At 63.6% G+C, this 12,137-nt stretch carries 13 protein-coding genes; 2 read left to right on the top strand and 11 right to left on the bottom strand.

Annotated features, from left to right (window positions below; all coding sequences use genetic code 11):
- Window positions 1-80: 80 nt before the first annotated feature.
- On the bottom strand, window positions 81-968 hold the full coding sequence (locus tag NKH97_RS03380; protein ID WP_352795385.1) for a helix-turn-helix transcriptional regulator: 888 nt from the start codon (window positions 966-968) through the stop codon (window positions 81-83).
- Between the two features lie 278 nt (window positions 969-1,246).
- On the opposite strand from NKH97_RS03380, the gene NKH97_RS03375 reads away from it, so the two are divergent.
- The gene (locus NKH97_RS03375; RefSeq protein WP_352795384.1) at window positions 1,247-2,242 is read left to right on the top strand and encodes a class I SAM-dependent methyltransferase; all 996 of its coding nucleotides are present in this window, start codon (window positions 1,247-1,249) and stop codon (window positions 2,240-2,242) included.
- A gap of 11 nt (window positions 2,243-2,253) precedes the next feature.
- Window positions 2,254-3,213, top strand: coding sequence for a LysR family transcriptional regulator (locus tag NKH97_RS03370; protein ID WP_352795382.1), 960 nt, complete (start codon window positions 2,254-2,256; stop codon window positions 3,211-3,213).
- A 44-nt stretch (window positions 3,214-3,257) separates the two neighbouring features.
- Here NKH97_RS03370 and NKH97_RS03365 read toward each other — a convergent pair whose 3' ends face one another.
- From NKH97_RS03365 to NKH97_RS03320, 10 genes are read right to left on the bottom strand one after another with little or no spacing between them, the layout of a single operon-like run.
- Complete coding sequence (locus NKH97_RS03365; protein WP_352795380.1) at window positions 3,258-3,482, bottom strand: DUF2274 domain-containing protein; 225 nt, start codon at window positions 3,480-3,482, stop codon at window positions 3,258-3,260.
- Window positions 3,483-3,484: 2 nt separating this feature from the next.
- Window positions 3,485-4,726: a TraB/TrbI/VirB10 family type IV secretion system protein gene (locus NKH97_RS03360; RefSeq protein WP_352795378.1), complete on the bottom strand. Its 1,242-nt coding sequence runs from the start codon at window positions 4,724-4,726 to the stop codon at window positions 3,485-3,487.
- A complete protein-coding gene (trbG, locus tag NKH97_RS03355) occupies window positions 4,723-5,862 on the bottom strand; it encodes a P-type conjugative transfer protein TrbG (RefSeq protein WP_352795376.1) in 1,140 nt (379 codons plus the stop codon). Before trbG ends, NKH97_RS03360 begins: the two co-directional genes overlap by 4 nt.
- Window positions 5,859-6,542 carry a conjugal transfer protein TrbF gene (gene trbF, locus NKH97_RS03350; RefSeq protein WP_352795374.1) on the bottom strand — a complete coding sequence of 228 codons (684 nt, stop codon included), beginning with the start codon at window positions 6,540-6,542 and terminating at the stop codon, window positions 5,859-5,861. Before trbF ends, trbG begins: the two co-directional genes overlap by 4 nt.
- Window positions 6,543-6,544: 2 nt before the next feature.
- The gene (gene trbL / locus NKH97_RS03345; RefSeq protein ID WP_352795372.1) at window positions 6,545-7,906 is read right to left on the bottom strand and encodes a P-type conjugative transfer protein TrbL; all 1,362 of its coding nucleotides are present in this window, start codon (window positions 7,904-7,906) and stop codon (window positions 6,545-6,547) included.
- Window position 7,907: 1 nt separating this feature from the next.
- Window positions 7,908-8,303, bottom strand: coding sequence for a putative entry exclusion protein TrbK-alt (trbK-alt, locus tag NKH97_RS03340; RefSeq protein WP_352795370.1), 396 nt, complete (start codon window positions 8,301-8,303; stop codon window positions 7,908-7,910).
- Between the two features lie 10 nt (window positions 8,304-8,313).
- A complete protein-coding gene (gene trbJ, locus NKH97_RS03335) occupies window positions 8,314-9,072 on the bottom strand; it encodes a P-type conjugative transfer protein TrbJ (RefSeq protein ID WP_352795368.1) in 759 nt (252 codons plus the stop codon).
- Window positions 9,069-11,522 carry a conjugal transfer protein TrbE gene (gene trbE / locus NKH97_RS03330; RefSeq protein WP_352795367.1) on the bottom strand — a complete coding sequence of 818 codons (2,454 nt, stop codon included), beginning with the start codon at window positions 11,520-11,522 and terminating at the stop codon, window positions 9,069-9,071. The genes trbJ and trbE overlap by 4 nt, the downstream gene beginning before the upstream one ends.
- Before the next feature lie 14 nt (window positions 11,523-11,536).
- Window positions 11,537-11,833, bottom strand: a complete 297-nt coding sequence (locus NKH97_RS03325; protein ID WP_352445459.1) for a VirB3 family type IV secretion system protein — start codon at window positions 11,831-11,833, stop codon at window positions 11,537-11,539.
- The gene (locus NKH97_RS03320) at window positions 11,833-12,126 is read right to left on the bottom strand and encodes a TrbC/VirB2 family type IV secretion system protein (protein ID WP_352463697.1); all 294 of its coding nucleotides are present in this window, start codon (window positions 12,124-12,126) and stop codon (window positions 11,833-11,835) included. The genes NKH97_RS03325 and NKH97_RS03320 overlap by 1 nt, the downstream gene beginning before the upstream one ends.
- Between the last annotated feature and the right edge of the window lie 11 nt (window positions 12,127-12,137).

Raw genomic sequence — 12,137 nt, 5'->3', positions numbered from 1 at the left:
TGGATACCTTCTTCCGCCAAGCCTGCTTTACTGTGATGTTGGGGATTTCCGATACTTGCTGAGAACCGACAAGCGGCGGCCTAGATTCTGCAGTTACGACGAAATTCCGTGGGCGCCGCGCCGAACGCCCGCTTAAAGGCGGTCGTGAAATGGCTCGAGCTGCCGAAACCACATTCCATCGCGATTTCCGTCGCCGACAAATTGGTCGATCGCAGCATGTCCGCGGACTGCTCCAACCGTCGCTGCGCAATGAATGCGTGCGGCGTCATGCCTGTCGACTGCTTGAAGGCCCTCCAGAAATGGAACCGGCTAACCCCAACCTCTTTTGCCAGATCGGCGAGCGTAGGCCTGCCGTCCGACAACGCCTCGATCATTGCCACCGCGCGCTTGAGATCGAACGATGACAAACCGCCTTTTACCGGTTCCTGATGGACGCCGTTCAACCTGAACATTTGCCCGAGCAATTGCGTGGCATGGCTCTCCACCATCGTTGCGCTGATTTGGTCAGGCTGCTTGAGCTCCAAGGCAATCCTCTGCAACGCCAACTCTACAGTGCCGTCCCGAAATCCGATCGAAGGCGACAGCACTGCCGGGCGATGGCGAGCCATTCCCGCAAACACCTCGTCGGCGAACCCTTTTTCAATTGAGACCAGGAGGTAGGAAGCGGTCGCGTCCCCCTCGTCCCACCCATTCCAATCACTGCCCGCGGGCATGAAGATGATCGAACCGGCCCGGCGCGGCAAAAAGGCAATCCGGCGCCCATCCACAATGTCTTCTCCGCGGGACGCCGTGCCCTTCAGGTTCATCAAGAACACATGGTTTGGCTGGAGGAGCCTTGTCTCCTGGCGCTCGAGCCCGGTTCTTTTGACCACGTCCGCCCGCACGCTCCCCCAATTCTCATACTTGTGGGCAAGCGATTGGTGCTGTGAACGGCGATTCTCGGTCGGGTCGAGCGCAAGAGTATTCACGTATCGACAGCCTCCTTACTGGCGAGTGGCCAGTCGTCGCATGATGTGGCGAACCATGGGTTGCTGAACAACACGCAAATAACTCTGGATTGGTAGAAGATGTGACTTTAGCGAAAAAATGGCAAACGAGTGAAAGCCGCCTGCATCCGGCAGGCCTACCAGTTGGCTCAGCCAATACTTGAGCAAGGCGAAATATTAGACCCCACTTATCTTAGTGGAATTTCCCCCATCGACGTATCGGCATCTCACCAACGGAACGGTGCTGGAGGCATACTGCGATGCGTGGACTCGACGACTTCCTGGCTGAGTGCGACCATGGCCCACGGATCAACGGACTAGCCGGCTTTTTCGCCGCGACCGCCGCTGGCAAGAGCGGGATGCCAATCCGCAAGCCCGTCGCCGACGCCCGCCTTCTGCCGAGCGATGACCTTCTACGCGATCTGGTTGCCCTGCACGCGACTCGCCAAGGCTTTTTTGACCAGCACTATCACGGCAGCATTCCCTACAGATTGGAGGAAGAGTGCCGGACGGCCTACGCAGTGCTGAAATACGCACGGCAGCGTGGCGCTCCGCTTGCGCTCTACAGCCTTGGAACAGCGGAAGGCACGATGGCGAGAACACTGTCGGAACTGTCCGATGGAAAGGTACGCTCACTGTCGTGCAGCCCGAACGCGGAGAACTACAATTGCTTCATGGCCTATGGCGAACCGCCGCACGCGGACTTTTTCGTCGGCCCCTTTCATCATTTGACGAAGGACGTCCTGCGTTCTGATCCGCGACTGGCAAATTTCGCTGACGGTTTCGATATCATTCTGGAAGATACGACCTTTCAGATGTACTCGCCCAACAGAGCGGGACAGATCGAGTTCGTGACCCAGCACCTCAAGCCGGACGGAATCTTTGTCTTCGTCGAGAAGTTCCGGGCTACAGAGGAGCCCGACTACAGGCGTCGCGAATACCAGAAGGATTTGGGCTTCAAGGCGCGCTATTTTCCCCCAGACGAAATCGAGAAAAAGCAAACCCTCGTTCTGGACACGATGTTCGGCAATGAGGTGACTTTGGCGGAGATGGCCGGCGCCACACGCGCGCATTTCAGGTACTGCGCCCTGACCTGGAACAGCGGAAATTTCTGTAGCCTCGCGGCGAGCAATAGCGAGGAAAACCTGAACCGATACCTTTCCCAGATGGCCGCTCCAGCCATTCCGCACGAGTACGTCTACGAAACCAGCTTGTATCCGACCCTGCCGGTTAGCGTCGCCGCCGCGCAGGAATAGGCTCCTGTGCCTTGAGACAGGTCAACAACACGTTGCGCCGTTTGGACCATGTCTTCGCAGCTGTCGACCATGGTAGCCTCAGGCAGGCCGCAAGAGTTCTCAGAGTGAGGGAATCCTGTGTCAGCCGCAACATCGTTGCTCTCGAACAATTGCTCGACATGCAGTTGTTTGATCGCGACGTCCATGGTGTTCGGCTAACCGAAGCAGGCCGGGCCTGGACTGACCTCGTCCGGGCTCATTATGAGGGCTTGCAAGATGCCATGGCCGGAGGTGGTCGCGACAACCATGATGCCAAAACAGTCAAGGTAGGGTTGTGCGGCCAGATAGGCCGGGCGTTCCTGGCGCGCCTTGTCGATCGATTTCGCAGCTTACATCCGGACGTGAGCATCGCCATCGAGGACGTTCCCCATGAACAGTGTCTGGCGGCAATACGCCGCCGGCGCCTTGACATCGTCTTCACGCACGGGATCGGGAACGGCGCCATATGCCGCAGCGAGCAATTTGGGCACGAGCGCTTGTTCGTTCTCTTGCCGGGCGACCATCCGCTCGCTGAAAGGCCGGCAATCAGATGGAGGGATCTTGCAGATACTTGTCTGCTGGTTTCGGTCGGATCGCCGCAGGATCCTGTTTTGCTGGAAAAGATTGCCGCAGATGGTGGCCCCGCCATTCAAACCTGTCGCGCGAGCGAAGCGACTGTCATCCTCAAGGTGCAACTCGGTCAAGGCGTTACCCTGGCGGGCGAAGGTTTTGCCAGGACTGTCGCCATCGACGCTACAGTGTGGAAACCCATCGACGGTCAGAACAGCATCAGTTCGATCAAGGCAGTGTGGCTGGAATCGAACCCAAAGCGTGCGCTTCTGCGGCTGGTTGGGACCGCAAGAAACCTGGTGGCCGCAACGCGACCCGGGCCTACCCCTGTCAATGGAGGAAGTTCGGGACGCCGCGGCGCTATTTCTGAAGTCACGCCATGACTCCGAGGCGCGACTAACGCGGTTCCACTTCAGTCGCCCGGCCACTAGCCACCTTCCGAACGCTTTGCCTTGGCAAAGCCCCGATCCGTCGCAATGAATCTCTCCAACATTGCAACGATGAGGCGCGGCGCATCGGCTGGCCGTTGCCCCGCTTCGCGGCCGAGGATCTCGGCATAAGCGGTCAGGTCACGGTGCAATGCAGCGGGTAGCTCCACCATGACCTTGACAGGCTTGTCGTCGGCGATTGGCCCCAGTTTCAGCTTGGCCATTTTCAGGCTCCGTAAGGTTCGAGCACGAGATCGCGTGTGACGATCACGCGCACCGGGAATCCCGGTCGGATGGTGAGCGTCGGCGCTATGTTGAGCTGCCGCTGGACGATCTGCTGGCCGGTCTGGCTGATGCTGTCCGAGGCGCCCTGGCGCAGAGCGCGCATGATGTTGCTCTCCTCGCCCGATGAGCCTGCTTGCGCGCCGATGCTCAGAACCGTGGAAAGCGCTGCTGCCTTGAACAGCTCGCCCCAGTGATAATCGACGCCGTCCTCGAGGCCAGCATAGCCCTCGGCGTCCGCTCCAGGCTCACGTTCCAGAACGATGGAGCGGCCGTTCGGAAAAATCAGCCTGGTCCAGACCAGCAACACGCGACGCTGGCCGAAGCCGACGCCATTGTCATACTGGCCGATGAGACGCGTCCCCTGCGGAATGAGAAGGATGTGGCCGGTGGGGCTGTCATAGACATTCTCCGTTACCTGCGCGGTAATCTGACCCGGTAGGTCGGAGCGAACGCCGGTGATGAGGGCGGCTGCGATGACGGCGCCCGCCTGCAGGACGTTTTTCGACGCCGGCGCCGCGACGCGATCGGCCGAGACGGTGCGTTTGTCCGGTGCCTGATCGAGGAAAGCTCGCTGGCGGTCCTGTGCCGAGGGCGCCGCTGGCGGCGCGAGGCCCAGGCTGGAAAGGTCGGGCTGTGGCAGGGTGTTTGTTGTAGACTGAGCGGCGGTCGCCTCATCCCCAGGCCGTGTTTGCGTGGACGCGAACAGACGCGCGGTTCTTGCCGCTTCCAGTTCCTGCTCCCGGCGCTGCTCTTCCGGGTCCGGTCCAACGGGACCTGTCGATGGCGCGGGGACGCCATTCTGCGCGGCGAGGATCGGTCGGCCAAGATCGCCGGGAAGCGGTGGGCCAAGCTTCGGAACACCCACATAGTCCTTTGGCAGGCCGGCAAGCCCATCGGGCGTCGAACGATTATCGGTTGAATAGAGCTCCTGACCCTGGCCTTGCTGACGGTTCTGCAGCGCATAAATCAGCGCGCCGCCGACAGTCAGGCTTGCGGCGAGCCCCAATCCGGCCAGCGCCTTGCGGGACAGACGCGTCACGCGCGGCGGCTCGGCGCGCAGCCGCATGGCTGCGGCCGCCTCGCCTGTCAACGGCCGGGCGTCATCCTCGACCGGTGCCTCCGGCCGGGCGTCATCCATCGGCCTCCGGCCTTCTTCCTTCCCGGGATCCATTTTGTCGCTCATGATGACGACCCTCCCCTGTCTGTTCGCAGGTATGTCGCTGTCGGGGTCTCACTAGGGCCACGCATCCATGAAAATCGACTGCTCCTTACCCCATCGGTGCGGGAGACGCGGACCCGCCTCTGGTTCTTGCCGGCGCCGAAGCGCAACTCGGCGGCGGCAAACAGCCGGTCGACGATCATGTAGTTGCCGCGCACGCGATAGTTGACTAGTTCGGACGTGTCGCCTTCCGGCCCAACCACGAAGAGTGGCGGCATCTCGCCCTGGCCGATGCCCCGCGGGAACTCGATGAACACCTGCTTGCCATCGTCGAAGGCGCGCAGCGGCCGCCACGGTGCGCGATCGCCAGTCACCTCATAGCGGAAATTGACACGAGCGAGATCGATGCCTGTCGAGACCGGCTGTGCAGCCTCAGCCTGCTGGTTCTGCCTGCGCAAGGCGATGAGTTGGTCCTGCGGGTATTGCCAGGAGACCGACGCCATATAGGTCGACGGCGTCGAGCGCAGTTCCATGTGATAGGTGCGCCGATCGGTATTGATGACGAGATTGGTGAGAAGGTCGGCGCGCGTCGGCTTGACGAGGATGTGGACTTGCTTGGCTCCGCCCGTACCGCTCTCGGTATCGCCGATGATCCAGCGCACGGTGTCGCCGGCGGCGACGGGACCGGAGCCGACGAGCTGCTCGCCGGGCTGGAGCGCGATGTCGGTGATCTGCCCCGGCGAGGCATAGACCTGATAGAGCGCGCCATCGACGAACGGATAGACCTGCATCGAGTTGATGAACCCGTTGCGCACAGGCTGGACGCGCGCGGCCGCATTGGCCAGGTTCACGCGCGCGGTCGGATCGGTCGGTTCCGGCTCCGGCTTTGCGGCCTTGCCGACCGGCTTCAACTGGCCGGGAAGCGGCAGCGGCCTTGACAGCTCCACCACCTTGACAGGCGGGGGCGGATCGACGGCCTGCACGGCCGGGACCGGATCGTCATAGGAAATCTCCGGCGGCTTCTGCCTGGTGGCACAGCCTGCAAGCGCCGAAGTGCAAAGCAGAAGTGCTGGAAAGGCTATTTTGCGGAAAGCCGGCATTGCGTGGATGAGGAAAGCCGGACACCCCCATCGGGCGGCTTTGAAGAGTGCGGGTGTCATTGTCCAAGCTCCTTCGACCAGTTGATGGCGTTGATGTAGATGCCAAGTGGGTTCTTCCTCAGCGCGTCGGCGTCGCGCGGGGGCTGCACGACAATGGTGAGAATGGCGGACCAGCGCTCCGTGGAAGCGAGTGAGCCGTCCTGATAGCGGCGTTCGACCCAAGCGATTCGGAAGCTCGCCGGCGATGCGCGGATGACCGACGAAACGTCGACGGCGACCTGCTGTTTGCCGACCTTGGTGAACGGGTCATTGGCGCGCGCATAGTCGTTGAGCGCCAGCGCCCCGCCCTGCGCCGTGAAGTCGTAGGCGCGCAGCCAGTTCTGCCGCACGATGATCGGATCGGCGGGGATCGACCTCACCTGTTCGATGAAGTGCGCCAGGTAGAAGGCGATCTGCGGATCGTTCGGCTGATAGTCGCCGACCGCAGGGGCGACAGCCTGCGCCTGGCCGAGACGATCGACCTGCACCACCCATGGCACGATCGAGCCACTGGCGGATTGCCAGACGAGTGCTGTGGAGAACCCCGCGGCGAGCGCCAGGCAACCGAAGGCCATGGTGCGCCAATTGCGCGCCTGCACGCGGGCTGAACCGATGCGCTCGTCCCAGACCTGGGCAGCGCGTTGGTAGGGCGTCTCGGGTTGTGGGGACTTGCCGTAGTGCGTGGACGGTCGTTTGAACATGCTCAGTCTCTTTCAGAGAGGTTGATCGAGGAGCCGCCGCCATGGCTGTCGCCACTGCGAACAGCGTGGGCGGCGGCCTGGACGCCGTGGGTCATCTGTTGCGAGCGCTTCATGCGTTTCGCCCAGGCGGGCTGACTTTCGGTTGCGGAGGACGCGACGGGAGCGGAGCCGGATTCGGGGGCGCTCGCACCGATTGTGCCGGCGGTGGATGATCCGCCCGTCGTCTCGAAGGCAGCGCGAGCGCCCGACTGGTAGCTGTGCTTCATGCTGCCTGCCGCATTATTGGCCGCGCGCTTGAGCGGTGAGATGGCACCCTGGGCGCCGGCGCCGATGACACCGCCGAGCCCGGATGCAACGCTGGAAAAGCCTGACTGTCCGGCCGCGCCGAGGCCGTAGGCTGTGGATGCCCTGCCCGCGGTTGCGGCGCCACCACGAGCCGCGGCTGCAGCACCGCCGCTGCCAGCCGTGCCGCCGGACACGACTGCGCCGGCGGCCGCGGCGCCCACTGCTGCCATGCCGCCAGCGGCGAGCCCGGTGCCGACCACCGCGCCCGCGCCGAGCTGCGGGCCGCCGGAGACGAGACCGTTGGCAATGCCCGGTCCAAAGATCCCAAGGCCGAGCAGCGACAGCGCGGCCAGCACGATCGCCATGGCATCGTCGATCGACGGCGTGTTGCCGCTGAACCCCGAGGTGAACTCGGAAAAGAGGGTCGAGCCGATGCCGATGATGACGGCGAGCACGAGCACCTTGATGCCGGACGAGATGACGTTGCCAAGCACCCGCTCGGCCATGAACGCGGATTTGCCGAACAGACCGAAGGGTATCAGCACGAAACCGGCGAGCGTCGTCAGCTTGAACTCGATCAGCGTGACGAAGAGCTGGATCGCCAGGATGAAGAAGGCGAGCAGCACCAGCGCCCAGGCGAAGAACATGCAGGCGATCTGGATGAAGTTCTCGAAGAAGGACCAATAGCCCATCAGGTTCGAGATCGAGTCCAGCAACGGCCGGCCGGCGTCGAGCCCGGTCTGCGCCACCTTGCCCGGGCGCATGAGATCGTTGACAGTAAAACCCGTACCCGAAGCCTTCAGGCCAAGCCCGGCGAAGCTTTCGAAGACGATGCGGGCGAGATTGTTCCAGTTGGAGATGAGATAGGCAAAAACGCCGACGAACAGCGTCTTCTTGACGAGGCGCGCCATGATGTCGTCGTCGGCCCCCCAGGACCAGAAGAGCGCCGCCAACGTCACGTCGATGACGATCAGGGTTGTGGCGATGAAGCCGACCTCGCCGCCGAGCAGGCCGAAGCCGCTGTCGATGTAGCGCGTGAAGACTTCGAGGAAATGGTCGATGACCCCCATGCCGCCCATGTCAGCGCGCCTCCGGCCGGGGCGGCTCGACCTGCATCGCGGGAGCGGTCACATCCGTCCCCTCCCCTTCTTTCCGGTCGGCTGACGCCGGCACATCAGGGAATAACGTTTTCGGGGCAACGGCAGCAGGCGCGGTTGCCGAGTCATGTTGACCGAGAAACCGGCGCCGGCTCTCTGCCCACGCTTTCAGGCAGCCGGGATCGCGAGGGCCGGCCTCGCCGATCCCGGTACAGCGGCGCAATTCGGCCGCGAGCGGGTCTTGTAACGCCAAGGGACGGCCCCGCGTCGCAATAGCGTCAGACTGCTCGTCCTTGCTGCTCATTTCGATCGCGGTCACTGTCAAAGCGACCGCGATGAAGACGACTGCGCCGATGCGAGCGAGGATCTTGCCATCCATCGCGCCGGCCTCAGTTCTTGCCATAGAACATCTGCGCACTGCCGGGCTGGTAGCCCGAGCCCTGCGTCAGGAAGCGGCGGCGCTGCTCCCGGCCCTGGTCGGCGGCGGTGGCCTGTTCGGCCGATTGCAACGCCTGCGCCCGACCGTTCGCGGCGACGACCGCGGTGAGATCGGCGAGCTGTTGCGCCTGAAGCGCGAGGAGCTGGTTGCCGGCCTGTGTTGCCTGAAGCGCTCCGGTCGCACCCTGGCTCTGGCCGACCAGCGCCGACATCTGCGTTCGATTGGTTTCGATGTTGCCAACGACGCCCGCCTGCACACGCATGGCGTCCTGAAGGCCACCGACAGTGTTGCCCCAGCGCGAGCGCGCGTCGGCGACGAGTTGCTGATCCGAAGCCGACAGCGAGACGTTGCCGTATTTCTGCTGGAAGGCCTGATCGATCTGCTGGACGTCATAGGCAACGTTCTGCGCCTGACCGAGCAGTTGCTGCGTACGCTGCACGGACTGCTGGAGCTGTTGCAGCGAGGAGAACGGCAGGCTTGCGAGATTGCGGGCCTGGTTGATGAGCATCTGCGCTTGGTTCTGAAGCGAGGTGATCTGGTTGGTGATCTGCTCGAGCGAGCGCGCCGCCGTCAGGACGTTTTGCGAATAGTTGGAGGGATCGAACACGATCAAGGCGTGTGCCGGCGTCGCCAGCATCGGCGCGACGGCGGCGGGAGCGACAAGCAGGGCGGCAGCGAGCCGCATGCCAAGGGAACGGCGCAGTTTCATGGGGACTTCTCCTTGTTGGTGAGGGCGGGGCTGGTTAGGGCGGGAACGAGTTCAGCGGCCCAGCCGACGCCACGGTGGTTGAGCCAGGCAGCGAGGAAATTGGCGCGGCCGTGCTCAGCGACGATGCGGGAGATCGCGGTCTGGTCGGTCTTCGCGGATACAGCGCAAAGCGCGAGTGCCACATCCGACAGACCGAGCTCGAACAGCCGGTTGCCGCTACGGGACTGGCAGTAGTAGTCACGCTTCGGCATCGCCCGCGCGATGATCTCGATCTGCCGATCGTTGAGGCCGAAGCGGCGGTAGACCGCCGTGATCTGCGGCTCGATGGCGCGCTCGTTCGGCAAGAGAAGCCGGGTCTGGCAGCTCTCGATAATCGCGGGCGCGATTGCCGAGCCATCGATGTCGCTGAGCGACTGCGTGGCGAAGATGACGCTGGCGTTCTTCTTGCGCAGCGTCTTCAGCCATTCGCGGACCTGGCCGGCAAAACCGTCATCGTCCAGCGCAAGCCAGCCTTCGTCGATGATGAGGAGGGTTGGCGAGCCATCGAGCCGGTCCTCGATGCGGTGGAAGAGATAGGACAGGACCGCGGGCGCAGCGCCCGTTCCGATCAGCCCTTCGGTTTCGAATGCTTGGACCGACGCCGATCCGAGATGCTCGCGCTCGGCATCGAGCAACCGGCCGTAGGGACCCCCGACGCAATACGAGCGCAGTGCCTGCTTGAGATCATTTGATTGCAGCAGCACGACCAGACCGGTGATGGTGCGCTCCTCGACCGGCGCGGACGCCAGAGAACTCAACGCCGTCCAGATATGCTCCTTGACCTCAGGCGTGATCGTCACATTCTCGCGCGTCAGGATCGCCACGATCCAGTCGGCGGCCCAGGCGCGCTCGGGGACATCATGGATGCGGGCGAACGGCTGAAGGCTGACGCTGTCGACCGCCCCATCGCTGAGATCGCCGCCGAGATCATGCCAGTCGCCGCCCATGGCGAGTGCCGCCGCGCGGATCGAGCCGCCGAAATCGAAGGCGAAAACCTGTGACCCCGCATAGCGGCGGAACTGAAGCGCCATCAGTGCCAAAAGCACCGACTTGCCCGCGCCTGTCGGGCCGACGATCAGCGTATGGCCGACGTCACCGACGTGAAGCGAAAGCCGGAACGGGGTCGAGCCTTCGGTCTTGCCGAAGAGCAGAGGGGGCGCTGCAAAATGCTCGTCCCGTTCCGGCCCCGCCCACACCGCGGAAAGCGGGATGATGTGGGCGAGATTAAGCGTGGAGATGGGAGGTTGGCGGACGTTCGCGTAGACGTGACCCGGCAGGCTGCCGAGCCAGGCGTCGACGGCGTTGATGGTTTCGATGATTGCTGTGAAATCGCGGCCCTGGATGACCTTTTCGACCAGGCGCAGTTTTTCGTCGGCGATGCCGGGATCATCGTCCCAAACCGTCACCGTCGCGGTGACATAGGCCATGCCAGCATAGTCGGCGCCGAGTTCCTGCAGCGCCATGTCGGCATCGGCGGCCTTGTTTGCGGCGTCGGTGTCCACGAGGACGGACGCCTCGTTGGTCATCACCTCCTTGACGATCGCGGCGACCGATTTGCGCTTCGCGAACCATTGACGCCGGATCTTTGTCAGCAGCCTGGTGGCATCGGTCTTGTCGAGCAGGATCGCGCGTGTCGACCAGCGATACGGGAAGGCCAGCCGGTTCAGTTCGTCGAGCAGACCCGGCGTGGTCGCGGTCGGGAACCCCGTGACCGTGAGAATGCGCAGATGCGACGCGCCAAGCCGCGGCTCAAGCCCGCCGGTCAGCGGCTGGTCGGCCAGCATGGCGTCAAGATATATCGGCGTTTCGGGAACGCGGACACGGTGGCGATTGGTCGAGACGCAGCCATGCAGATAGGTCAGCGTCTCGGCGTCATCGAGCCAGCGGCACTCCGGCATGAAGGCTTCGACAAGGCGCAGCACGCGGTCGCTGCGGTCAGTGAACCCGGTGAGCACCTCATTGGGGTCCAGGCCCTTCTTCGCGCGCCCTTCATAGAGCCAGCTTTCCGCGCGCGCAGTGTCTTCGGCGGGCGCAAGATAGGCGAGCGTCAGAAAGTAGCTGGACTCGAAATGCGCGCCGGCCTCCTCGAATCCCGCCTTTCGTTCCGCATCGACCAGAGTGGAGGCCGCATCCGGAAAGCTGCTGTCGGGATAGCGGGTCGAGGGATGGCGCTGCGCCTCGACGAAGATCGCCCAGCCGGAGCCGAGGCGGCGGAAGGCATTGTTGAGCCGGCCTGCGACGGCGACCAGTTCGGCCGGAACGGCGCTGTCGAGATCGGGACCGCGAAAGCGCGCGGTGCGCTGGAAGCTGCCGTCCTTGTTGAGGACGACGCCGGCGCCGACCAATGCCACCCAGGGCAGGAAGTCGGCGAGCCGGCTGCTACGGTTACGATATTCGGCAAGGTTCATCATCGGCGCGACCTCCCTCAGACCGTGAGATGCGCGGGGATGCGCAGATGCCGGCGAACGACGTCGACGAAGAGCGGATCGCGCTTGGCGGCCCAGACGGCGGCAACATGGCCGATCGCCCAGATGGCGATGCCGACGAGCCACAGACGCAGCCCCAGCCCCACCGCGCCCGCAAGCGTCCCGTTCATGATGGCAATGGCGCGCGGGGCGCCGCCGAGCAGGATCGGCTCGGTCAGCGCGCGGTGCACGAGGACCGCATAACCCGGCACTGCGTAGTCCGGCATTGACCCGCTCTGTTCGACCGAACCCGCCATCAGACCAGCGCTCCGCCGCCGAACGAGAAGAACGACAGGAAGAAGCTCGACGCCGCGAAAGCGATGGACAGGCCGAACACGATCTGGATGAGCCGGCGGAAGCCGCCCGACGTGTCGCCGAAGGCGAGTGTCAGGCCCGTGACGATGATGATGATCACCGCCATGATCTTGGCGACCGGGCCCTCGATCGACTGGAGGATCTGTTGCAGCGGTTGTTCCCACGGCATCGACGAGCCGGAGGCAAAAGCGGGCGCGGCCATCCCCAGGATGAGCGTGGGAACGAAAACTGTCATGGCGAGACGAT

Origin of the sequence: Mesorhizobium sp. M0870, assembly GCF_040319775.1 — a bacterium.
GTDB lineage: Bacteria > Pseudomonadota > Alphaproteobacteria > Rhizobiales > Rhizobiaceae > Mesorhizobium.
This window is presented reverse-complemented; position numbering and strand designations above follow the sequence as displayed.

Excerpts from the sequence above, each read along its gene's own strand:
- NKH97_RS03375 (WP_352795384.1), top strand. The coding sequence starts at position 1,247 with ATGCGTGGACTCGACGACTTCCTGGCTGAGTGCGACCATGGCCCACGG.
- NKH97_RS03365 (WP_352795380.1), bottom strand. The coding sequence starts at position 3,482 with ATGGCCAAGCTGAAACTGGGGCCAATCGCCGACGACAAGCCTGTCAAG.
- NKH97_RS03360 (WP_352795378.1), bottom strand. The coding sequence starts at position 4,726 with ATGAGCGACAAAATGGATCCCGGGAAGGAAGAAGGCCGGAGGCCGATG.
- trbG (WP_352795376.1), bottom strand. The coding sequence starts at position 5,862 with ATGACACCCGCACTCTTCAAAGCCGCCCGATGGGGGTGTCCGGCTTTC.
- trbF (WP_352795374.1), bottom strand. The coding sequence starts at position 6,542 with ATGTTCAAACGACCGTCCACGCACTACGGCAAGTCCCCACAACCCGAG.
- trbL (WP_352795372.1), bottom strand. The coding sequence starts at position 7,906 with ATGGGCGGCATGGGGGTCATCGACCATTTCCTCGAAGTCTTCACGCGC.
- trbK-alt (WP_352795370.1), bottom strand. The coding sequence starts at position 8,303 with ATGGATGGCAAGATCCTCGCTCGCATCGGCGCAGTCGTCTTCATCGCG.
- trbJ (WP_352795368.1), bottom strand. The coding sequence starts at position 9,072 with ATGAAACTGCGCCGTTCCCTTGGCATGCGGCTCGCTGCCGCCCTGCTT.
- trbE (WP_352795367.1), bottom strand. The coding sequence starts at position 11,522 with ATGATGAACCTTGCCGAATATCGTAACCGTAGCAGCCGGCTCGCCGAC.
- NKH97_RS03325 (WP_352445459.1), bottom strand. The coding sequence starts at position 11,833 with ATGGCGGGTTCGGTCGAACAGAGCGGGTCAATGCCGGACTACGCAGTG.
- NKH97_RS03320 (WP_352463697.1), bottom strand. The coding sequence starts at position 12,126 with ATGACAGTTTTCGTTCCCACGCTCATCCTGGGGATGGCCGCGCCCGCT.